The sequence below is a fragment of the Mesorhizobium kamtschaticum genome, assembly GCF_056174585.1.
In genome coordinates this window covers 6,033,202-6,055,403 of the sequence record NZ_CM149691.1, presented here as the reverse complement: position 1 = coordinate 6,055,403, position 22,202 = coordinate 6,033,202, and the positions used below count along the sequence as shown (strand labels likewise).

The 22,202-nt window shown below is 63.8% G+C and carries 20 protein-coding genes; 10 read left to right on the top strand and 10 right to left on the bottom strand.

Features of this window, described 5'->3' with window-relative positions; genetic code table 11:
* Positions 1-35: 35 nt before the first annotated feature.
* The 4 genes from ispH to AC0V7N_RS30130 are packed head-to-tail and all read left to right on the top strand — an operon-like array spanning position 36 to position 3,183.
* Complete coding sequence (ispH, locus tag AC0V7N_RS30145) at positions 36-1,046, top strand: 4-hydroxy-3-methylbut-2-enyl diphosphate reductase (protein ID WP_475451830.1); 1,011 nt, start codon at positions 36-38, stop codon at positions 1,044-1,046.
* Between the two features lie 5 nt (positions 1,047-1,051).
* A complete protein-coding gene (locus tag AC0V7N_RS30140) occupies positions 1,052-2,029 on the top strand; it encodes a homoserine kinase (RefSeq protein WP_475451829.1) in 978 nt (325 codons plus the stop codon).
* Positions 2,026-2,559 carry a ribonuclease HI gene (gene rnhA, locus AC0V7N_RS30135; protein WP_475451827.1) on the top strand — a complete coding sequence of 178 codons (534 nt, stop codon included), beginning with the start codon at positions 2,026-2,028 and terminating at the stop codon, positions 2,557-2,559. Before AC0V7N_RS30140 ends, rnhA begins: the two co-directional genes overlap by 4 nt.
* A 39-nt stretch (positions 2,560-2,598) precedes the next feature.
* Positions 2,599-3,183: a histidine phosphatase family protein gene (locus AC0V7N_RS30130; RefSeq protein ID WP_475451826.1), complete on the top strand. Its 585-nt coding sequence runs from the start codon at positions 2,599-2,601 to the stop codon at positions 3,181-3,183.
* Positions 3,184-3,197: 14 nt separating this feature from the next.
* Here AC0V7N_RS30130 and AC0V7N_RS30125 read toward each other — a convergent pair whose 3' ends face one another.
* From AC0V7N_RS30125 to AC0V7N_RS30115, 3 genes are all read right to left on the bottom strand, one after another.
* A complete protein-coding gene (locus tag AC0V7N_RS30125; RefSeq protein ID WP_475451825.1) occupies positions 3,198-3,674 on the bottom strand; it encodes a DUF2938 domain-containing protein in 477 nt (158 codons plus the stop codon).
* 95 nt (positions 3,675-3,769) lie between these two features.
* The gene (locus AC0V7N_RS30120; RefSeq protein ID WP_475451824.1) at positions 3,770-4,252 is read right to left on the bottom strand and encodes a peroxiredoxin; all 483 of its coding nucleotides are present in this window, start codon (positions 4,250-4,252) and stop codon (positions 3,770-3,772) included.
* Positions 4,253-4,335: 83 nt separating this feature from the next.
* On the bottom strand, positions 4,336-5,142 hold the full coding sequence (locus AC0V7N_RS30115; protein ID WP_475451823.1) for a protein-disulfide reductase DsbD domain-containing protein: 807 nt from the start codon (positions 5,140-5,142) through the stop codon (positions 4,336-4,338).
* A 170-nt stretch (positions 5,143-5,312) separates the two neighbouring features.
* On the opposite strand from AC0V7N_RS30115, the gene AC0V7N_RS30110 reads away from it, so the two are divergent.
* A complete protein-coding gene (locus tag AC0V7N_RS30110) occupies positions 5,313-5,921 on the top strand; it encodes a YqgE/AlgH family protein (RefSeq protein WP_027046619.1) in 609 nt (202 codons plus the stop codon).
* A gap of 167 nt (positions 5,922-6,088) precedes the next feature.
* Here AC0V7N_RS30110 and AC0V7N_RS30105 read toward each other — a convergent pair whose 3' ends face one another.
* The 4 genes from AC0V7N_RS30105 to thrC are packed head-to-tail and all read right to left on the bottom strand — an operon-like array spanning position 6,089 to position 12,296.
* A complete protein-coding gene (locus AC0V7N_RS30105) occupies positions 6,089-8,977 on the bottom strand; it encodes an EAL domain-containing protein (RefSeq protein ID WP_172231349.1) in 2,889 nt (962 codons plus the stop codon).
* Between the two features lie 3 nt (positions 8,978-8,980).
* Complete coding sequence (locus AC0V7N_RS30100) at positions 8,981-9,577, bottom strand: GNAT family N-acetyltransferase (protein ID WP_475451822.1); 597 nt, start codon at positions 9,575-9,577, stop codon at positions 8,981-8,983.
* Positions 9,578-9,591: 14 nt separating this feature from the next.
* Entirely contained in the window at positions 9,592-10,884 is a 1,293-nt protein-coding gene (locus AC0V7N_RS30095; protein ID WP_027041484.1) for a M16 family metallopeptidase, read from the bottom strand.
* A 14-nt stretch (positions 10,885-10,898) separates the two neighbouring features.
* The gene (gene thrC, locus AC0V7N_RS30090; RefSeq protein WP_475451821.1) at positions 10,899-12,296 is read right to left on the bottom strand and encodes a threonine synthase; all 1,398 of its coding nucleotides are present in this window, start codon (positions 12,294-12,296) and stop codon (positions 10,899-10,901) included.
* Between the two features lie 130 nt (positions 12,297-12,426).
* Here thrC and AC0V7N_RS30085 point away from each other — a divergent pair, with 130 nt between their 5' ends.
* Positions 12,427-13,158, top strand: coding sequence for a hypothetical protein (locus tag AC0V7N_RS30085; protein ID WP_475451820.1), 732 nt, complete (start codon positions 12,427-12,429; stop codon positions 13,156-13,158).
* 41 nt (positions 13,159-13,199) lie between these two features.
* Here the strand turns inward: AC0V7N_RS30085 and AC0V7N_RS30080 are convergent, their stop codons facing one another.
* Entirely contained in the window at positions 13,200-13,889 is a 690-nt protein-coding gene (locus AC0V7N_RS30080) for an HAD family hydrolase (protein WP_475451819.1), read from the bottom strand.
* Between the two features lie 177 nt (positions 13,890-14,066).
* Between AC0V7N_RS30080 and AC0V7N_RS30075 the strand changes: the two genes are divergently transcribed.
* Positions 14,067-15,200: a site-specific DNA-methyltransferase gene (locus AC0V7N_RS30075; protein WP_475451817.1), complete on the top strand. Its 1,134-nt coding sequence runs from the start codon at positions 14,067-14,069 to the stop codon at positions 15,198-15,200.
* Positions 15,201-15,238: 38 nt separating this feature from the next.
* Here AC0V7N_RS30075 and AC0V7N_RS30070 read toward each other — a convergent pair whose 3' ends face one another.
* Positions 15,239-15,877 (bottom strand): HAD family hydrolase, encoded by a 639-nt coding sequence (locus AC0V7N_RS30070; protein WP_475451816.1) that lies wholly within the window; start codon positions 15,875-15,877, stop codon positions 15,239-15,241.
* Between the two features lie 10 nt (positions 15,878-15,887).
* Positions 15,888-17,006, bottom strand: coding sequence for an A/G-specific adenine glycosylase (gene mutY, locus AC0V7N_RS30065; protein ID WP_475451815.1), 1,119 nt, complete (start codon positions 17,004-17,006; stop codon positions 15,888-15,890).
* A gap of 53 nt (positions 17,007-17,059) precedes the next feature.
* On the opposite strand from mutY, the gene AC0V7N_RS30060 reads away from it, so the two are divergent.
* The 3 genes from AC0V7N_RS30060 (at position 17,060) to smc (ending at position 21,983) form a co-directional block, all read left to right on the top strand.
* Entirely contained in the window at positions 17,060-17,569 is a 510-nt protein-coding gene (locus AC0V7N_RS30060; protein WP_475451814.1) for a DUF721 domain-containing protein, read from the top strand.
* A 154-nt stretch (positions 17,570-17,723) separates the two neighbouring features.
* A complete protein-coding gene (locus tag AC0V7N_RS30055) occupies positions 17,724-18,467 on the top strand; it encodes a DsbA family protein (RefSeq protein ID WP_475451813.1) in 744 nt (247 codons plus the stop codon).
* 57 nt (positions 18,468-18,524) lie between these two features.
* Positions 18,525-21,983: a chromosome segregation protein SMC gene (smc, locus tag AC0V7N_RS30050; RefSeq protein WP_475451812.1), complete on the top strand. Its 3,459-nt coding sequence runs from the start codon at positions 18,525-18,527 to the stop codon at positions 21,981-21,983.
* Positions 21,984-22,202: the final 219 nt, after the last annotated feature.

Below are 22,202 nucleotides of genomic sequence, written 5' to 3'. Positions count from 1 at the left end.
CCTCATTTCGGCGCTGACGAACCGGCCAGGATTTAATGCTTCAGACAACCACCAAGCCTCCGCTGACGATCCGGCTCTGCCAGCCACGCGGCTTCTGCGCCGGCGTCGACCGTGCCATCCAGATCGTCGTGCTGGCGCTGAAGAAATACGGCAAGCCGGTCTATGTCCGCCACGAGATCGTCCACAACCGTTACGTCGTCGAAGGACTGCAAAGCCTCGGCGCCGTCTTCATCGAGGAGCTTTCCGAGATCCCGGCCGAACACCGGCAGTCGCCGGTCGTCTTCTCGGCGCATGGCGTGCCGAAATCGGTGCCGGCGGATGCCCAGGCGCGCAAGCTGTTCTATCTCGACGCCACCTGTCCGCTGGTTTCCAAAGTCCACAAGCAAGCGATGCGCCATCAGCGGCTTGGCCGCCATGTGCTGTTGATCGGCCACGCCGGCCACCCCGAGGTGATCGGCACGATGGGGCAATTGCCGGAGGGCGCGGTCACGCTGATCGAGACCGAGGCCGATGCCGCCAGGCTTGAACCTGCCGATCCAAAGGCGCTTGGCTTCGTCACCCAGACCACGCTGTCGGTCGAGGACACTGCCGGCATCATCCGTGCGCTGAAAGAGCGCTTTCCCGACCTGCAGGCGCCGGCGGCGGAATCGATCTGCTACGCCACCACCAACCGCCAGGAGGCGGTCAAGGACACCGCCCCGGGCGCTGATCTCTATCTGATTGTCGGCGCTCCTAATTCCTCCAATTCGCGCCGCCTTGTCGAAGTGGCGGAGCGTGCCGGCGCCACCATGTCGCTTCTCGTGCAGCGCGCGGCCGAGATTCCGTGGAATGACATCGGCAACATTTCGACGCTCGGCCTGTCGGCAGGGGCATCGGCGCCGGAGATCATCGTCGACGAGATCATCGACGCGTTCCGCCAGCGCTTCGATGTCACCATCGACCTCGCCATCACGGCCACTGAAACAGAGGATTTTCCGGTCATGCGGGTACTGCGCGATGTCGAACTGACGCCGGCCGACATGGCCTTCGTCAATGGGGCCGCGTAAGCCAGATGGCGGTCTATACCGACGTTGCGGAGGGCGAACTCGGCGCTTTCCTGAAGCACTACCCGGTCGGCGATCTCCTGTCCTACAAGGGCATCGCCGAGGGCACCGAGAATTCGAATTTTTTGCTGCACACGTCGACCGGCTCCTACATCCTGACACTTTACGAAAAGCGGGTCGAGAAGGCGGATCTGCCGTTTTTCCTCGGGCTGATGGGTCATCTCGCCAACAAGGGCGTGTCCTGCCCGCTGCCGGTGATCGCGCATGACGGCAGTGTCATCGGCTCGCTGGCCGGCCGGCCGGCGGTCATCATTACCTTTCTCGAAGGGCTTTCGCTACGGCGGCCGACGGCAACGCATTGCGCCGAGGTCGGCAAGGCGCTGGCCGCCCTGCACCTTGCCGGCGCCGATTTTCCGATGACCCGTCCCAACGCGCTCGCCATCGACGGCTGGCGCAAGCTTTGGAACGCAGCTCGCGATCGGGCCGACGAGGTCGAGCCGGGCCTGGCGGCCGAGGTCGACGCCGACTTCGTCGATTTCGAGCGGAACTGGCCGAAGGGCCTTCCGGCGGGCATCATCCATGCCGATCTTTTCCCGGACAACGTCTTTTTCCTGGGCGAAAAACTCTCCGGCCTGATCGACTTCTATTTCGCCTGCAACGATCTCTACGCATACGACGTCGCCACCTGCCTCAACGCCTGGTGCTTCGAGAAGGATTTTTCCTTCAATCTCACCAAGGGCAAGGCGCTGCTCGCCGGCTATCAGAGCGTGCGTCCGCTGAGCGATCAGGAAAAGGCGGCATTGCCGATGCTGGCGCGCGGTTCGGCATTGCGCTTCATGCTGACCCGGCTCTACGACTGGCTGACCGTTCCCGATGGCGGCCTGGTCATGAAACGCGATCCGACCGAATACATCAGGCGGATGCGGTTCCATCGGGCAATCAAATCTGCTTCGGAATATGGATTGGCCGAATATAGGGTATCATGAGCAAACAGGTTGAAATCTTCACCGACGGCGCCTGTTCTGGCAATCCAGGCCCTGGCGGCTGGGGTGCAATCCTGCGCTTCAACGGCACCACCAAGGAGCTTTCCGGTGGCGAAGCCGAAACGACCAACAACCGCATGGAGTTGCTGGCGGCCATCTCGGCGCTCAATGCGCTGAAGGAGCCTTGCACGGTCGAGCTTCACACCGACAGCAAATATGTCATGGACGGCATTTCCAAGTGGATCCATGGCTGGAAGAAGAACGGCTGGAAGACCGCCGACAAGAAGCCGGTCAAGAACGGTGAGCTCTGGCAGGCGCTGGACGAAGCCAACCGCCGCCACAAGGTCACCTGGAACTGGGTCAAGGGCCATGCTGGCCACGCCGAGAATGAGCGCGCCGACGAATTGGCACGGGAGGGCATGGCGCCGTTCAAGAAAGGCTCTTTCAAGCCTGCAGCTTCAGCGCCGAAGCCGGATGTTCAGCCGAAGCAGCCGGCGGCCACGAAGGCGCGTCGTTCGACCCAGAGTTATTGAATTCCGGCAGCGATCCGCTTTCAGGCAGGAACCTCGATCGTGCCGATCCTCTACTATGTCACGCATCCCCAGGTTCAGGTCGACGCCCCCATTCCCGTGCCGGAATGGGGGCTGTCCGACATCGGACGGTCGAGAGCCGTTGCCATGCTCGATCAGCCATGGGTCGGTTCAATCCGGCGTATCGTGTCGTCGGGCGAGCGCAAGGCGACAGAGACTGCGGAGATCCTCGCAGCGCATCTCCACCTCGCGGTCGAGGTGAGGGAGCGCATGCACGAGAATGACCGCTCCGCGACAGGCTTTCTGCCGCCGCTCGAGTTTGAGGCGGTCGCCAATCAGTTCTTCGCCAAACCGGACAGCAGTATTCGCGGCTGGGAGCGAGCCATCGATGCCCAGAACCGTATCGTGCGTGAGGCCAGCGCCGTGCTCGCCGGTGATGAGGCCGGCGACATCGCTCTCATTGGCCATGGAGGCGTTGGAACGCTCCTGCTGCTGTCACTCAGCGGACGGGAGATCAGCCGCGACGCGGATCAACCAGCAGGCGGTGGCAACTATTTTGCTTACGATATCGGCGCGCGCCACGTCATCCACGGATGGCGGCCGATCGACAGGCTTGAGCAGCCCTGAGCAGCCCTGAGCCGTCAACGTATCAGCAGCGCCGTGCCCCAGAGCCCGAGCGCGAACACTGTGTGCGAGACCAGGTTGAGCGCCCGGATCTGCATGGGATTGGGCCGCTTCGAAGCTGCCCATCCGGCGCCCATGCCGGGCGCCAGCAGGAACCAGCCGGCGCCGACGGTGACGATGCCCAGGATGAAGGCCGGCAGGAAGGTCGGCGCGGCAAGCCAGCTCGCGCCAGCCACCACGACCAGGATGATGCCGTAGACGATGCCGACGAAATAGTGAAACGCCCAGCCCAGCGCGACTTCATGCGCGTAAGGCTCTGCCTCGCCGATATCGTTGTGAAAGACCTTGTCGGTGAGATGCCAGACCCAGCGGCCGACCGGTCCCCAGTTCGGCCGGGGCTGGCCGAACGCCTTGTGCAGGAAGATGGCCCAGAGATCCATCAGCACGGTAGCACCGATCCCGATCGCGACAGCACGCCAGAAGACGTCGAACATTGTTGGGATCCCCCCGAAAGCCGGCAGTTCTGGAGCGCAAGCGGTTGTCGGGCGAGGTCGGCCGTTGCGGCCTCGCCCGATGCGGCCGTTGAAGCTCAGAGCTGTCCGAGAATATGCGCCGCGCCGGACTCGTCGACGCCGGGCTTGGTCTCGACATTGAGCGCGGTGACCTTGCCGTCGTCGATGATCATTGAAAACCGCTTCGAGCGCAGGCCCATGCCGCCTGCGGAAAGGTCGTTGTCGAGGCCGACCGCCTTGGCGAAATCACCACTGCCGTCGGCGAGGAACAGGATCTTGCCCTCGCCGCCGGTGAAGCGAGCCCAGGCGCCCATGACATGGACGTCGTTGACCGAAACGACGGCGATGGTATCGACGCCGCGCGCCAGGATGGCGTCATGGTTTTCGAGATAGCCGGGCAGATGGTTGTTGCTGCAGGTCGGCGTGAAGGCGCCGGGAACACCGAACAGAACCACCTTCTTGCCCGGGAAAATCTCTGCAGACGTGATCGCCTTGGCGCCGTCGGCGGTCATCGTCTTGAAGGTCGCCTCGGGCAGCTTGTCGCCAACGGAAATGGTCATGAGTTCCTCGCTTGGGGGATGGGAAGGATGCCTGCTTGCGTAGCGAACTCGGCGGCGTCCTGCAACCGTTCGGGCAAGCTGGATCAAGGGAAAGGCAAAAGCCCTTCGACGGCGCCCGCCGAACTGGTCAGCGTGTAGTGAAGTCCACCATCCGTGGGCGTCGTCGAAGGGCGATCGAGGATCGGCACCGTGAAGATCAGCTTGCCGTCCTTCTCGCTGCGGGAAGGGGTGCCGAACATATAGTCCCGCTCGCCGGCGACGAAGAAATCCGCTGCCTCCGGGTCACCGGGAAAGCTCGCCTCGACAACCAGCGTTTCGTGATCGCCCGGCAGCACGTTGATGCCGAAATCAGGCTTTGCCGGCGCCGGCAACGCCGTGAAACTCGCCTTCACCAGGGCTGCGTCGTCGGCATTGTCAGGATCGGAAGTGGGGTCGACGGTCAGTCGTGTCTGCACGGGGATGCAGATCGTTTCACAAATGCCGAGAAAGATGTCGGCATCGATGACTGCCGGCTGGTTCGGTGTCGCCAGCGTGAAGGTCACAGGCAGCGAGATCGGATAGTTGTAGCCCGCCCATTTGCCATAACCATCGTCATGGCGTTGGGGTGCCGGAAACGAGAGTGTGGCATCGGCGATGTTGGTGCTGGCCGAAATGTCGAGCTGCGGCGGCACGCCGGCGTCGCCCGGATCGCGCCAATAGGTCTTCCAGCCGGGCTTGAGCGCGATGTCGAGAACACCCTGGATGCGGCCGGCCTCGTCGGGTTTGCCTGATGTCACCAGCCGCACCTTGCCGCCTTCGCTGTTGTACCAGGCGGACGAGGAGGCGGAGGCGGGAAGGACGGCCGCCGATCCGATGGCGGCGCCGAGCAGCAGGATTTTCAAGCTTTGCATGGCGGTGATTTGATCGTCCGTTCGTGGCTTCGCAATGATTTCATGGCCGTCCCGGTATCATATTTGCGTGACCCCTGCTGGCAAGCCACGGCGGCCTGGCCCCATGGGCTTTGGTCGAATCCGGCGCGGCGCATCTTTCGGCGCCCGGGAAACACGGTACCTTCCCTGTCATGGATTTGTTGCGCCACAAGAAGACAGCCGCTGGGCGCGGCTTTCTCGACGATCAGTTCCTGATTGCCATGCCCGGCATGAAGGACGATCGTTTCACGCGCTCGGTCATCTACATCTGCGCACACTCAGATGAAGGCGCGATGGGCCTGATCATCAACCAGACACAGCAGATGCTGTTTCCGGACCTCCTGGTGCAGCTCGGCATCATGAACGAGCAGGAGGCGATCCGCTTGCCGGCACAGGCACGCGATTTCGTCGTGCGCAATGGCGGCCCAGTCGATCGCAGCCGGGGCTTCGTCCTGCATTCTGGCGACTACCGCGTGGAATCGTCGCTGACCGTTTCCGACGACATCTGCCTGACCGCGACCGTCGACATTTTGCGCGCCATATCGTCGGGCCGCGGCCCGCGTCACGCGCTGATGGCGCTCGGCTATTCCGGCTGGGGTGCGGGCCAACTTGAAACCGAGATCGCCGAGAATGGCTGGCTGACCTGCCCGGCCAGCCCCGAGCTTCTGTTCGACGCCGACATAGAGCGCAAATACGATCGCATCCTCGCCTCGATCGGCATCGACCTTGCCCATCTCAGCCTCGCCGCTGGGCACGCCTGACCCATTAAGCCGACGCAGAGGCCGTTTCGAAACTCGCTCATGCGAGTCATATGATGGTGATTTCGAGAACCGGAGCGGAGCGTACTTTTGGTACGTGAGCACCGGAAGCGCAGAAAGCGCAGAAAGCGCCATCAGATGGCCGCAGGAGTAGAGTTTCCAAACGGCCTCTAAGCCTGCGTCAGCGGATACTGTTCCTTCAGCGTCTTCAGCACCTGGTCGCCTGGCATCGGCGCGCCGAACATGAAGCTTTGCACATACTCGCAGCCCATCTGGCGCAGTTCCAGCGCATCGCGTTCGTCCGAGATGCCCTCGGCGACCACCGACAGGCCAAGCTCATGCGCCATGTTGACCATGGATTTGAGCAGTACGGCCCGTTTGGGCGTGCTGTCGTCGACAAAGCTCTTGTCGATCTTGATCGTGTCGAACGGGAAACGCGTCAGATAGGCGAGCGACGAATAGCCGGTGCCGAAATCGTCCAGCGACAGGCCGATGCCGAGCTGCTTCAGCTTGGTCAGCACGTGGGCGGTCTGCTCGGGATTGTCCATCACCAGGGACTCGGTGAGTTCGAGCCGGAAACAGCGTGGCTTCAGATTGGCCCTTGCGATGACGGAGCGGACATCGCTGACCAGGTCGCGGCGGATGAGCTGGCGGCTGGACAGGTTGACCGAGACCGACAGCGGCGCATCGCCGATCTGCTTTTGCCATCCGGCGAGATCCTCGGCCGCCTGCTGCATGGCGAACAGGCCAAGCTGCACGATCAGCCCGCAGCTTTCGGCGACGGGGATGAAATCGGCCGGCGGGATCATGCCGCGGCGCGGATGGTCCCAACGCAGCAAGGCTTCGAAGCCGGCGACGCTGCCGTCTTCCAGCCGCACGATCGGCTGGTAGGCAAGGGTGAATTCGCGCCGCTCGATGGCGCGCCGCAGGTCGGATTCGAACTGCAGCCGATCGGTGCCGACGGTGCGGAAGGCCGGGCGGAACGGCTCGATCCTGTCGCCGCCGAAACGCTTGGCCTGATGCATGGCAAGCTCGGCGTCCTTGACCATGTCCTCGGCCGAGGTTTGCGCCGAAGTCCAGGTGATCAAGCCGATCGAGGCGGTCAGCACGATCTCGCGCTTGGCAAAGGTGATCGGGTTGTTGATCGCATGCTTGATGGCATCCGCCACACCGGCGATGCGGGCAGGATCCTGTTCGGACAAAAGCATCAGCGCGAACTGGTCGCCGGCAAAACGCGACAGCGAATCCTTCGGCTTCAACAGCCGGTGCAGGCGGCGCGCTATGGTGAGCAGGATGGTGTCGCCGGCCGAGATGCCGAGCCCGTCATTGACCTGCTTGAAACGGTCGATATCGATGACGAAGACGGTCGGACGCACCTTCTCCTCGGTGCGTGCGATCGAGATGATCGCTTCCAGCCGGTTCATGTACAATTCGCGGTTCGGCAGGCCGGTCAGATTGTCGTGCACGGCGTCGTGCAGCAGCCTTTCCTCGGACTTCTTCTGCTCGGTGACGTCGACCATGGTGCCGACGCAGCGGATGACCTCGCCATCCGATCCGATGACCGGGCGCGCCCGCAAGTTGAACCAGTGATAATGCCCATCGGCGCCACGCAGGCGGAAATTCTGCGACACCCGGCCACGGCGATGCTCCAGCACCACGTCGAGCGTCGTGCGGAAGGTGTCGCGGTCGTCGGCATGCAGCACCGGCAGCCAGTTGCGCGCCGCACCGCCGAGGCTGTTGGGCGCGAGACCGAGCTGGATGCTGACATCGGGCTTCGTGACGACGCGGTCGCGCAGCACGTCCCAATCCCACACCGTGTCGCCCGATCCGGCAACCGCCAGCGCCTGGCGTTCGAGGTCGGAGAACAGCCCCTGGTGCAGCGCGCCACCGGCAAAGGCGTGCTGCATGACGGTGAAGCCGATCAACAGGATGATCAGGATCAGCCCGCCGCCGAGCGCCGGCTGGGCGATGTCGTTGTCGAGCATGCCGGTGATCGCCATCCACGACCCGCATAGCCACAACAGCACCATGACCCAACTGGGCACCAGCATGATCGCACGATCATAACCACGAATCCCGAGGAAGATGATCAGGCCGAGCCCGGTGAGAGCGGTGGCGGCAAAGGATATGCGGGCGATGCCGGCGGCAACCGCCGGATCGACGATGGCGACGCCGGCAATCAGCACCAGCCCAAGGATCCAGACCAGGGCGCCATAGCTGAAATGGCCGTGCCATCTATTGAGGTTGAGATAAGCAAACAGGAAGACCACGAAAGTCGCCGCCAGCGCCACCTCCGTTCCCGCTCGCCACATCTGCTCATTGCCGGGCGAAATCTCGATGACCTTGTTGAGGAAGCCGAAATCGACGCAGATATAGGCAAGCACTGCCCAGGCAAGGGCTGCGGTCGCCGGGAACATGGAGGTCCCCTTGACGACGAAAAGGATGGTCAGGAACAGCGCCAGAAGGCCTGCAATGCCGATGACGATGCCGCGAAACAGCGTGTAGGAATTGACCGAGTCCTTGTAGGCTTCCGGCTCCCACAGATACACCTGCGGCAGCTTGGGCGAGGCGAGTTCGGCGATGAAGGTGATCACCGTGCCGGGGTTCAGCGTCACCCGGAACACATCGGCGTCGGGGCTGGTCTGGCGGTCGAGCGCGAAGCCCTCGCTGGGCGTGATCGCGGCAATGCGGGTGGCGCCTAGATCGGGCCAGAAGATGCCGGAATTGACCAGTCGGAAATGCGGCGCCACGATCAACCTGTCGAGCTGCTGGTCGGTGGTGTTGGCCAGCGCGAACACCGCCCAGTCGCCGGTCGAGCGCGCGTCATTGGCCTCGACCTCGATGCGCCGGACGATGCCGTCCGGCCCGGGCGCGGTCGATACCTGGAAGTTTTCGCCCTGGTTGCGGTAGATCTCGAAGGCGCGCGACAGGTCGAGCGCGACGTCGTCGCGGGCAATCTTGATCGGTTCGACGGCAAAGGCCGACGAAGCCGCGCACAGCGTCAGGATTGCCGCGAGGACAAAGGCGAACAGCGGCCCGTTTCGCAGGAAATTCGTCAAAAATCAGTCCTTCGTTCCTGCGGCCAGCGGATCGTCCGCGATCCGGGCGTAGAGGTAGTGGTCCTGCCAGATACCGTTGATCCTGAGATAGGATCTTAACAGTCCTTCGCGTCGGAATCCGGCTTTTTCAAGCACGCGGATCGACCTGATGTTGTCGGGAATACAGGCCGCCTCGATCCGGTGCAACCTCAGCGTATCGAAGGCGAAGCGTGCCACGACCTTGACCGCGTCGGTCATCAGCCCGCGCCCGCCGAAGCGCTCGCCGATCCAGTAGCCGACATGGCCGCTTTGCGAGACACCGTGGCGTATGTTGCCGAGCGTGATGCCGCCGGCCAGCTTGCCACTCGACTTCTCGAAGATGAAGAAGGCAATCGCGGTTCCTTGTGCATAGTCTTCGCGGTAGCGGCTGATGCGCAGGCGCCATGCGGTGCGGTCGAGTTCGTCGGGCGTCCAGCGCGGTTCCCACGGCTCCAGGAAGGCCCGGCTTTCGCCGCGCAGCGCCGACCACTCACGGAAGTCATTGGTGAATGGCACGCGCAACGTGACGAGGTTGCCCTTCAGCGCCGGCAGGTCACGGCGAAAGAAAGGGAGCGCGAACACGACGCTTGGGGGGCTTAGACGGCGAGCTTGCGGGCCGTGGTCTGCGTGCCCGGAAGCGAATCGAGGATCGCCTCATATGGTGCCAGCGTACCCACAGGCCCGACAGCGGTAAGCGTCGGCTTGGTCGAGAACATCCGCGACGACAGGTCGGTCAGCCGCTCGATCGTCAGCGCCGACAGGCGCTCCATCAATTCCTCCTTGGCGATCGGCCTGCCGAACAAAAGCAGTTGCCGTGCGATCTGCGAGGCGCGGCTGGCTGGGCTTTCGGCGGACATGATCAGCCCGGCGCGGTACTGGGCACGCGCCCGGTCCAGCTCTTCCTGCAGGATGTTCTCGCCGGCCTTCTGCAACTCGTCGATGATGACAGGCACGAGTTCGGCGATGTCGCTCTGCCCGGTCGCGGCATGGACGCCGAAAATGCCGGTGTCGGAAAAGCCCCAATGGAAGGCATAGACCGAGTAACACAGGCCGCGTTTCTCGCGGACTTCCTGGAACAGGCGCGACGACATGCCGCCGCCGAGGATCATCGACAGCACCTGCGAGGCGTAGAAATCACGCACGTGATAGGCACGGCCTTCGAAGCCCAGCACGATCTGCGCGTCCATCAGGTCGCGGTCCTCGCGGAAATCGCCGCCGACATATTGCGCGTATTGCGGGATGGTGCTGTCGGCCTTGCTGCGGAAGCCGCCGAGCTGCTTCTCGACCTCGCGCACGAAATTGTCGTGCTTGATGTCGCCGGCAGCCACGATCACCATCCGCTCGGCGCCATATTGGCGTTCGATGAAATCGTGCAATTGCTTGGAGGTGAAGGATTTGACGGTTTCCGGCGTGCCCAGGATCGAGCGGCCGATGGTCTGGTGGCGAAAGGCCGTCTCGGTGAAACGGTCGAAGACGATATCGTCTGGTGTGTCGTGCGCGGCGCCGATCTCCTGCAGGATGACGTGCTGCTCGCGCTCGAGTTCCTGCGGGTCGAATTCGGACTCCTGCAGGATGTCGGCAAGGATGTCGACGGCCAGCGGTACGTCGTCGGACAGCACCCTGGCATAGTAGGAGGTGGTCTCGACACTTGTGGCGGCGTTGATCTCGCCGCCGACATCCTCGATTTCCGAGGCGATTTCGAAGGCCGTCCGCCGCTTCGTGCCCTTGAACGCCATGTGCTCGAGCAGATGGGCCATGCCATGCTCGTCGTCACGTTCATTGCGGGCGCCGGACTTGACCCAGGCACCCAAGGCAACCGATTCGATACTTGGAAGGGTTTCGGTGGCGACTGTCAGGCCGTTCGACAGACGGCTTACCTCAACACCCATATGGCTCGTACTCCCTAACGCGCCGCCCGCGCGCGGCGGCTGACGTAATCTTCCACCATTTTCAGGTCGGATGGAAGTACCGTGTATTTTTCCTCAAATGTCATCAATCCCCCTAGCCATGCGGGCAGGGCCGGCGAAACCCCGCTGGCGGCCTCGACGGCGGCCGGGAATTTTGCCGGATGGGCGGTGCCCAGCACCACCATGGGGACGGTGCCCGACGCTTTGCCGGCCGCGACATGCACGGCCGCGGCGGTATGCGGATCCAGAAGATAATTGCTGGCCGCAAGCGTCGAGCGGATGGTGGCGGCGACCTCGTCCATGGTGGCGCGGCCGGCGTCGAATTCAGACCGCATCCCATTGATTTCGCGGGCTTCTATAGTGAAGGCGCCGGATTGCTTCAGGCCATCCATGTAGCGCCGCACGGTCGCGGCGTCGCGGTTCGAGGCCTCGAACAGCAGGCGTTCGAAATTCGACGACACCTGGATGTCCATCGACGGCGAAGTGGTCGCAAAGACACCCTTGGTGCGGTATTCGCCGGTCGCGAAGGTGCGCGCCAATATGTCATTGTCGTTGGTGGCGATGACCAGCCGTTCGATCGGCAGGCCCATCTTCTTGGCGGCGTAGCCGGCGAAGATATCGCCGAAATTGCCGGTCGGCACGGTGAACGACACCGGCCTGTCCGGTGCGCCGAGCGACAGCGCCGAGGAGAAATAGTAGACGATCTGGGCCATGATACGCGCCCAGTTGATCGAATTGACCCCCGACAGCGCCACCCGGTCACGGAAAGCGTGGTCGTTGAACATGTCCTTGAGCAGGCCCTGACAGTCGTCGAAATTGCCTTCGATCGCCAGCGCGTGGACGTTTTCGGCTTTCGAGGTCGTCATCTGCCGCTGCTGCACCGGCGAAACGCGGCCATGCGGGAACAGGATGAAGATGTCGGTGCGGCTGCGCCCGGCAAAGGCGTCGATGGCCGCGCCGCCGGTATCGCCCGACGTGGCGCCGACGATGGTGGCGTGCTGATCGCGTTCGGCAAGCACATGGTCCATCAGCCGGGCGAGCAACTGCATCGCCACATCCTTGAACGCCAGCGTCGGCCCGTGGAAGAGTTCGAGGACAAAGGTGTTGGAGCCGGTCTGCACCAGCGGGCAGACGGCCTCGTGGCGGAAGGTGGCATAGGCTTCGCGGACTAGGCGTTCGAAGACCGGTGCTGCGATTTCACCGCCAAGGAACGGCGACAGCACGCGGATGGCAAGGTCGGGATACGCAAGGCCGCGCATGGCGCGGATCTCGGAGGCGGAAAACCGCGGCCACTCGCGCGGCACGTAAAGCCCGCCATCGCGTGCCAGCCCCGCCAGCACGGCATCGGAAAATCCAAGCGCCGGTGCTTCCCCGCGCGTACTCACATATTGCATGTCTCAGTCCCGTTGCCGCTTGGCTTTTCCGTTCACCACAAGGTGGTTAATTTCTGTGTCGGCTCCAGTCGCATTTTTGCCGCGCCGTTGATATACGTCACCAGCTTTGCGAGAGGGAAGTGGGAGTTTCATGGCGTTTCGTACATTCAGTGGTCGCTTTTTGGCGGGTCTTGCGCTCACCGGCTTTATGCTCGCCGTCGCCGGCTGCCAATCGGGCGACAATGGCATCCTGAACCTCGGCTTGGGCGGCAAGAAGGATCCGACCGCGCCGCCACCGCCGCAGGATCCCGAGATTCTGGCCAGCCAGTTGAATGCCTATTGCCCGAGGGTGACGGTGCGTGACGGCACGGCCTTCTTCAACACCTATGTCAATGAGGTCAAGAAGGCCAAGCCGAAGCTCAAGAAGACCGGCGACGCCGCCGCGGATGCCGCGGCCCAGGCTGCGGCTGACGCCGCCGCTGCCACTCCGCCCGACGATTCTCAGAGGATCATTTATCAGGCCTCGATCAGCGACGTGACCCGCGATTGCAGCCGCGCCGACGGCCAGCTGACGATGAAGATCGCGGTCGCCGGCAAGATCGTGCCGGGACCGAAGTTCACACCCGGCACCATCACCATGCCGATCCGCACCGCGGTGATGCACGGCACCGACGTGCTTTATTCGCAGATTCACCAGTATCAGGTCCAGGTCACCGACCCGTCGGTCGCCACCCAGTTCGTCTTCACCGATTCCAATGTCGTCGTGCCGGCGCCGACGGCGCAGGACTATCAGGCCTATGCCGGCTATGACGAAACCACGCCGAAGGCGACGACGGACAAGCCGAAGAAGACCCACAGGAAGAAGGCCACCGCGACGAATTAGTCGCGGTTCTCAAGGGAAGCGTGCGTCGCGGCGCAGATTGCTCAGGCGTCGGCTGACCATTCCGACAGTGCCGCGATCACGCTTTTCAGCTCTGCCCAGCGGCGGATCACCGTCTCGGCGCCGGCCTCGGTCAGCGCGTCGGCATGGCCGGGATAGCTGTGGCTGGCGCCGGTGAAGCCGATCACTCGCATACCGGCTGCCCTGGCGCCGGCAACGCCGTGCACGGAATCCTCGATGACGAAAGTGTTCGCCGGGTTCGCGCCGAGTTTTTCGGCCGCGAGCAGGAACACGTCCGGAGCGGGCTTGGTCTTTTTGCTCGGTATTTCCAGCGCCGAGAAGATGCGGCCGGCGAAAAACGGCAGCAGATGCACCTTCTCCAACATGAATTCTATCCGCTCCGAGCGTGAGTTGGAGCAGATACAGCGTTGCGCCGTGACCGAGGCGACCGCTTCGCGCACGCCCTCTATGGCACGAACGTCGCTGCGCAGTTTCCGGTCCACCAAGTCTTCGGCGCGGTCGATCAGCGACGCCTGGAACGGGATTTTGGATTTTTCCTCGATCCGCAGCAGGATGTCCTTGAACGTCAGGCCGGCATAGGTCTCGGCAACCTCCTCGGCGGAGATTTCATATCCGGCGAGCGTTATCAACTCAGCCTCGACCCGCGCGGCGATGATTTCGGAATCGACGAGCACGCCGTCGCAATCGAAGATGACAAGGTCTGGCTGGGGCATGGTGATCCGGACAAGGGGAATGGAGGGATGGCCTCTCAGGGCTCAAGCGGCGCGGCATACACCAACAGCCCGGCCTTCGCAAACCTGGCAGGCGATCGCGCAGGCCTTCACCGAATATTTACGCTGATCGGTAACCATAACGGGGAGTAAACAGTAACGCGTGCCTTGGGTGTAAAAATGTCTGCCGTGCGTCTTCTCGCCGACCTTTCCCATGCTCCCCAGCAATCCGAATGGCTGGACACGATCCTCAAGGGCGACTGCGTCGCGGCACTCGACCGCCTGCCCGAAAAGTCGATCGACGTCATCTTCGCCGATCCGCCCTACAATCTGCAGCTCGACGGCGACCTGCACCGCCCCGACCAGTCCAAGGTCGACGCGGTCGACGACGACTGGGACCAGTTCGAGAGTTTTGAAGCCTATGACGCCTTCACCCGGGCCTGGCTGCTGGCGGCGCGGCGGGTGCTGAAGCCCAATGGCACAATCTGGGTCATCGGCTCCTATCACAACATCTTCCGGGTCGGCGCCAAGATGCAGGATCTGGGCTTCTGGATCCTCAACGACGTGGTCTGGCGCAAGACCAACCCGATGCCGAATTTCCGCGGCCGCCGTTTCCAGAACGCCCATGAGACGATGATCTGGGCTTCGCGCGACCAGAAGGGCAAGGGCTACACCTTCAACTACGAAGCCATGAAGGCGTCCAACGACGACATCCAGATGCGCTCGGACTGGCTGTTTCCGATCTGCACCGGGGGCGAGCGGCTGAAGAACGACAATGGCGACAAATTGCACCCGACGCAGAAGCCGGAAGCGCTGCTCGCCCGCATCATGATGGCCTCGACCAAGCCCGGCGACATCGTGCTCGATCCCTTCTTCGGCTCCGGCACGACGGGTGCTGTCGCCAAGCGCCTTGGCCGCCATTTCGTTGGCATCGAGCGCGAGCAGGCCTATATCGACGCCGCCAACGAGCGCATCGATGCGGTGCGGCCGCTGGAGGATGCCGATTTGACGGTGCTGACCGGCAAGCGTGCGGAGCCGCGCGTTGCCTTCGTCAGCCTGATCGACACCGGGTTGATGACGCCTGGCGCCACGCTTTATGACGCCAAGAAGCGCTGGGCGGCCAAGGTGCGTGCCGACGGCACGGTGGCGATCGGCGACAGCGCCGGCTCGATCCACAAGATCGGCGCCGAAGTGCAGGGCCTGGACGCCTGCAATGGCTGGACCTTCTGGCACTATGAGCGCAGCGGCGGGCTCACCCCGATCGACGAACTTCGCCGCATCGCTCGGTTGGGCATGGAGCGGGCAGGGGCCTGAGCCCCTGCCGTCTACGCAATTTGCGTTGATTCAAAATCTCAGCGGATCGCCGCAAGCGATTCAGACCACGCCTTTATACCGAAGCGTTCAAGATCTGCTTGAAGCGTCTTGGCATCGGTGAACAGCACCGCTTGCCAGCCGGCCGCCTTGGCGCCGTCGACATTCTTCTGGCTGTCGTCGATGAACAGCGATGCGGCCGGGTCAAGGTCGAAGGCTGCGACGTGATGGTCGTAAATCCTGCGATCCGGCTTGATCAGCCCGATCTCGGCGGACACAGTTATGCCGCGCGGCCGGTCGAGGAATGGAAAGCGGCCGCGCGCCTCGACGAACGTGTCGGCGGCCCAGTTGGTCAGCAGCGTCACGTCGTGGCCGGTGTCGATCAAGTTCTCCAGGATGGCAACACTGTCCGCATAGGCATGCGGCGCCATCTCGTGCCAGTGACGCCGGAAATTACGAATGTTTTCCGCATGATCCGGATGATCGGCGATGGCAAGCGCCTCGGCCTCTTCCCATGTACGGCCGCGGTCCTGCTCGATGTTCCAGTCATGCGTGCAGACATTGTCGAAGAACCATTTCCGCTCATTCTCATCGGGAATCAGCCGGCTGAAGGGGATGTTGGGATCGTAGTGGACCAGCACCTTGCCGATGTCGAAAACGATGTGGCGGATCTCAGTCATGAAGCCTCTTTCAATGCGGACGTTCCTTTTTCGTCGCGCCGGGTATCGCAGCCTCGATTGCCTTTTTCATGACAGTTGGCAGGGCCTCCCCCGAAATATCCTGACGCAATGACCAGAAATGGCCGGCCGGCGCGTCACCTTTGGTGCGGGCCAGGAAGATTTCGAGCTCGAGGGCGAAATGGGTGAAGACATGCGAAATTGTCCCGGCGCGCTTCCAGTCAGCCGGGAACGGAGCTGCCGCTTGCGTGGTGGCGCCGTCGATGCGCGCGGTCCAGGCGGTGGTCGGCACCTCGGTCATGCCGCCAAGGAGACCCTTGTCCGGCCGTTTGCGCAGAAGAATGGCACCGTCCTCGCGCACGGCCACGAAAGCAGCGCCGCGCCGCTGCGGCTTGTCTGCTTTCGGCAGCCGCACCGGGAAGTTTTCGGGATCGCCTGAGACGACGGCGCTGCAGTCCTCGCGCAGCGGGCACAGCATGCAGCGTGGCCGGCGCGGCGTGCAGATCGTCGCGCCGAGATCCATCATCGCCTGGGCGAAGTCGCCCGGCCTTGCCGCCGGCACCATGGCCTCGACATGGGCGCGTATCTCAGGCTTGGCGTCGCTGAGCGGCGTCGTGATCGAAAACAGCCTCGATATGACGCGTTCGACATTGCCGTCGACCACGGCGGCCGGCCGGTCGAAGGCGATCGCCGTGATCGCGGCCGAGGTGTAGGCGCCGATGCCGGGCAGGTCTCGCAGAGCAGCCTCGGTGTCGGGAAACCGGCCGCCACGCGCCGCCACCAGATCGGCGCAGGCCTTGAGGTTGCGTGCGCGGGAATAGTAGCCAAGCCCCGCCCAGGCCTTCATCACGTCCTCGGTTGGCGCCGTGGCCAGCGCCCCGACATCAGGCCATTTCTCGACAAAGACGCGGAAATAGGATTTCACCGCCTCGACCGTGGTCTGCTGCAGCATGACTTCGGACAGCCAGATACGGTAAGGTTCGGGCCGCACGCCGCGTGCATGCTCGCGCGGCGTCACCCGCCACGGCAGCTCGCGATGATGCACGTCGTACCAGGCGAGCAGGCGCGACGCGGTATCGTCTGGGATTGCCTTGGTGGTCTGGGCCTTGCGGGTCTGGTCTGCTGGTGCCATTGATCGTGTATTGGCCTGGCCGGTATTGCTGGGGTCGTGGCTGGAGAACGTACATGGCAGGGAGAACGCCCTACGGCAATCCCGTCCCGGTGAGCGATCTTGCGACCAAAATCCTCGATCCGGTGCTGCGCAAGCGGGCCGGCATCTCGATTGGTCTCGTCCAGTCCTGGGAAGAGATTGCCGGACCGCGCCTTGCCAGTCGCTCGCGGCCCGAGAAGATCCAGTGGCCGCGCCGGCTGCATGAGGACGACCCGTTCGAGCCGGCGGTGCTGGTCATCGCCTGCGAAGGCATGGCGGCGCTTCATTTGCAGCACGAGACCGGCGAGATCATCAACCGGGTCAACGCATTTCTTGGCTTTACGGCAATAGACCGCATCAGGATCGTGCAAAAACCGGTGACGGCGGACAAAGGACGGCCTAAACCGACCTTCAGGCCCTTGACGGCAGCGGAGAAGACGAAGTTGTCCAGCACGGTCGAACTGATCGAGGATGACGGACTGCGCGCCTCGCTGGAAAGGCTTGGCGCAACCATTTTGGGTGAAAGGAAGTCAAAAACACCTTGAAGACAGTCATCGATTTGTCGTCAACATCTCGCATTCGTGATCGCCTCTGTCAGGTTTCGCGATTGGATTGGGGATGGAGATGCCTTAATTCGCGCCAACTCTCGCCTTTTCGTGCCTTTGCATTGCAAAATTCAACCCTTGTCAGGTGATTCGTATGAACCGTCCTCCGTTCGGCAAAAGTCTGTCTCGCAGAAACGTCCTGTCTTCGCTGGCCGCCATTCCGGCGGTGGCCCTGCTCGCCGCCTGCAGCGACTCCGGCGAACAGGCCAAGGCGGCGGATGTGAAGCCCGCTGATCCGGCAACGCCCGCAAAGCCGGCCACGCCGGCTGCCATTCAGGTTCCCGAGTCTCAGGGCAACGTCGACATGGCCGAATTGCTGAAGCCGGGCGCGCTGCCTGACAAGCAGCTCGGCAAGGATGACGCCAAGGTCACCATTGTCGAATACGCCTCGATGACCTGCCCGCACTGCGCGCATTTCGCCGCAACCACCTTCCCGGACCTGAAGAAGAAGTATATCGACACCGGCAAGGCGCGCTATATCCTGCGCGAATTCCCGTTCGATCCGAGCGCGGAAGCCGGTTTCATGCTGGCGCGCTGCGCCAAGGATAACTATTTCCCGATGGTGGACGTGCTGTTTGCGCAGCAGGCGAACTGGGTTGGCGTGTCCAACACCAAGGATGCGCTGCTGCAAATCTCGAAGCTCGCCGGTTTTACACAGGAGTCCTTCGAGGCCTGCTTGACGGACCAGAAACTTCTGGACGATGTGAGATCGGTCCAGAAGCGCGGCGCCAATGAATTCAAGGTCGACTCGACACCGACCTTCTTCATCAACGGTAAGACCTACAAAGGGGCGATGTCGATTGAGGAAATGTCGGCCATCATCGACCCTCTGCTCTGACATCAGGTCAGCGCTGAAGCGGCAGCGTTTCGGCGCTCGCCTTTATGGGGCGCGTGAATGAAGTTTTCGCGCCTCCGCCTCCTCGGTTTCAAGTCCTTCGTCGAGCCCGGCGAGTTCGTCATCGAGCGCGGCCTGACGGGTATTGTCGGGCCGAACGGCTGCGGCAAGTCGAACCTTGTCGAGGCGCTGCGCTGGGTGATGGGCGAAAGCTCCTACAAGAACATGCGCGCGTCCGGCATGGACGACGTCATCTTTTCGGGGTCGGGCACGCGGCCTGCGCGCAACACCGCCGAAGTCACGCTTTTCCTCGACAACACAGACCGCTCGGCGCCATCAGCCTTCAACGACGCCGATGAGTTGCAGGTGTCGCGCCGCATCGAGCGCGAGGCCGGCTCGCTCTACCGCATCAATGGCAAGGAAGCGCGCGCCAAGGATGTGCAGCTTCTGTTCGCCGACCAGTCGACCGGCGCACGCTCGCCCTCGATGGTAGGCCAAGGCCGTATCGGTGAACTGATTCAGGCCAAGCCGCAGGCGCGCCGTGCCCTTCTCGAAGAGGCAGCCGGCATTTCCGGCCTGCACACCCGCCGCCACGAGGCCGAACTGCGGCTGAAGGCGGCAGAACAGAATCTCGAACGCCTGGACGACGTCGTCGGCGAACTGGAAAGCCAGATCGAAAGCCTGAAGCGCCAGGCGCGCCAGGCGTCCCGCTTCAAGAACCTGTCGGCCGATATCCGCAAGGCCGAGGCGACATTGCTGCATTTGCGCTGGACGCTGGCCAAGACGCAGGAAGGCGAGGCGCGTTCGGCCCTGGCGGTTGCCACGGCACTTGTCGGCGACCGCGCGGCCGCGCAGATGGCCGCCGCCAGGGAGCAAGGCATCAGCGCGCATCGCCTGCCTGACCTGCGCGACGCGGAAGCCGCGGCTGCCGCCGCCTTCCAGCGCCTGTCGATCGCCAAGTCGCAGATCGAGGAGGAGGCCGGCCGCATCCGTGCCCGCCAGACGGAAATCGAGCGCCGGTTGCAGCAGCTCGACGGCGATATCGCCCGCGAGGAGCGGATGGTGCGCGACAATGCCGATGTTCTCGAACGCCTGCGCACCGAAGAGGCTACGCTGAATTCCGAGAACGCCGGCGCCGCCGAGCGCGAGACCACCACCCGCGCGGCGTTCGAACAGGCGGCATCGACGCTTGCGCAAAGCGAAGCCAAACTCGCCGCGCTGACCGCCGAACGGGCCGAGGCCGCCGCCTCGCGCCATCAGATCGAACGCACGCTGCGCGAAACCGCCGAGCGCCGCGACCGCTTCGCCCGCCAGCTCGCCGAGGTCGACCGCGAACTGTCGGATATTCTCTCCAAGGTGGCCGGCCTGCCGGATCCGGCCGAAAAGCGCGTTCTGGTCGAACAGGCGATGGAGGTTCTCGAGGAATCCGAGGCCGCCGTGGCGCAGGCCGAGCAGTCGGTCATCGATGCCCGTGCCGCCGAAAGCACTGCCCGTCCGCCGCTTCAGGACGCCCGGGCCGAACTGGCGCGGGTCGAGACCGAAGCACGCACGCTGGCCAAGATCCTTAACGCCGCCAGCGGCGATCTCTTCCCTTCGGTGCTCGAGCAGATCAGCGTCGAGCGCGGCTTCGAGACGGCGCTGGGTGCGGCACTTGGCGAAGACCTCGACGTGCCGCTTGATCGCAGCGCGCCGGCGCATTGGGGCGAAAGCGAAATCCAGCCCGGCGACGCCGCGCTGCCGGAAGGCATCAAGAGCCTTGCCAGCGTGGTGCGTGCCCCGGCGCAACTTGCCCGCCGCCTGGCGCAGATCGGCATCGTCGAGACCGCTGATGGCCGCCGGCTGCAGGGGCTTCTTGCTCCTGGCCAGCGTCTGGTCAGCCGCGAGGGCGCGCTCTGGCGCTGGGACGGCCTGACCGCCAGCGCCGATGCGCCGACGGCCGCGGCACAAAGGCTGGCGCAGAAGAACCGGTTGGCCGAACTCGACGCCGAGGCGGTGCAGGCGACACTCGTCCTGCGCCACGCCGAGGAAGCGCTGGCGCAGGCTGAACAGGCGCTTCGCCAGGCGAGCGAGGCCGAACGCAACACACGCCAGGCCGGGCGCGACGCCCAGCACCGGCTGGATGCTGCCCGCAATGCGCTGGCCGAGGCCGAGAAAGCCGGCGGCGAACTGGCGAGCCGCCGCGCGGCACTCGACGAGGCGCGCGCGCGCATCGTCGACAGCCATGAGGAAACCTCGGCGGCTTTCGTCGAGGCCGAAATGCTGCTGCAGGACGCGCCCGATCTCGGCGACCTGCAATTGCAGCTCGAACAGTCCTCGGCCAACGTCTCCCGCGACCGCGCCACGCTGGCCGATGCACGCGCCGTCCATGAGGGGCTGCGGCGCGAAGCCGAGGCGCGCGTACGCCGGCTCGATGCCATCGGCGCCGAACGCAGCAACTGGCTGGTGCGTGCCGAGAACGCCTCGACGCAGATCGCCTCGCTCGGTGAACGCAAGGCCGAGGCCGAGGCCGAGCGCGAGCGGTTGGCCGATGCGCCCGACGAGATCGACGCCAAGCGCCGTGCATTGCTGTCGCAGCTCACCGAGGCTGAGACCTTGCGCAAGGCGGCGGCCGATCGTCTGCAGGAAGCGGAGAACAGGCAATCCGAACTGGACAAGGCGGCCACATCAGCCATCCAGTCGCTGGCCGAGGCGCGCGAGACCCGTGTCCGTGCCGAGGAAAGGCTCACTGCGGCCGACGAACGGCGGCTGGAAGTCGAGGCGCGCATCCAGGAAACGCTGAACACACCGCCGCACCTGGTCATCCGTCATACCGGCCTGGAAGCCGACGATCCGATGCCCGACATGCCCGAGACCGAACGCCAGCTCGATCGGCTGAAGATCGAGCGCGAGCGGCTCGGCGCTGTCAATCTGCGCGCCGAGGAAGAGCAGAAGGAGCTGTCCGACCGGCTGGAAGCGATCGTCACCGAACGCGAGGACATCATCGAGGCGATCCGCAAGCTGCGGCAAGCGATCCAAAGCCTCAATCGCGAGGGCCGCGAGCGGCTTCTCGCTGCCTTCGATGTCGTCAACAGCCATTTCCAGCGGCTGTTCTCACATCTGTTCGGCGGCGGCACGGCCGAATTGCAACTGATCGAGTCTGAGGATCCGCTCGAGGCAGGGCTTGAAATCCTGGCCCGCCCGCCGGGCAAGAAGCCGCAGACCATGACGCTGCTGTCGGGCGGCGAGCAGGCGCTGACGGCGATGTCGCTGATCTTCGCCGTGTTCCTGACCAATCCGGCGCCGATCTGCGTGCTCGACGAAGTCGACGCGCCGCTCGACGATCACAATGTCGAGCGCTTCTGCAATCTCATGGACGAGATGGCCAAGACCACCGAGACGCGCTTCGTCATCATCACCCACAACCCGATCACCATGGCGCGCATGGACCGGCTGTTCGGCGTGACCATGGCCGAGCAGGGCGTCAGCCAGCTTGTGTCGGTCGACCTGCAGGCGGCAGAGGCGATGCGCGAGGCGAGCTAACGCATCCGGGCTGACAGCGCTGCGGCCCGTAGGACCAGATGCGATTGGTGGTCAGCCTTGGCGGTGCATGATCCGGTGTGCACAGATCGCGACCGCGAGGCCGCACGCCATATTATTGGCCGAGTATAGCGACGCCGGGGGGTCAACAGGTTGATTGAATCCGTTTGTCCTGCTTGCGGTGCCGGCGCGCCAATGAGGTTGGCGTTGCCCCATTCATCC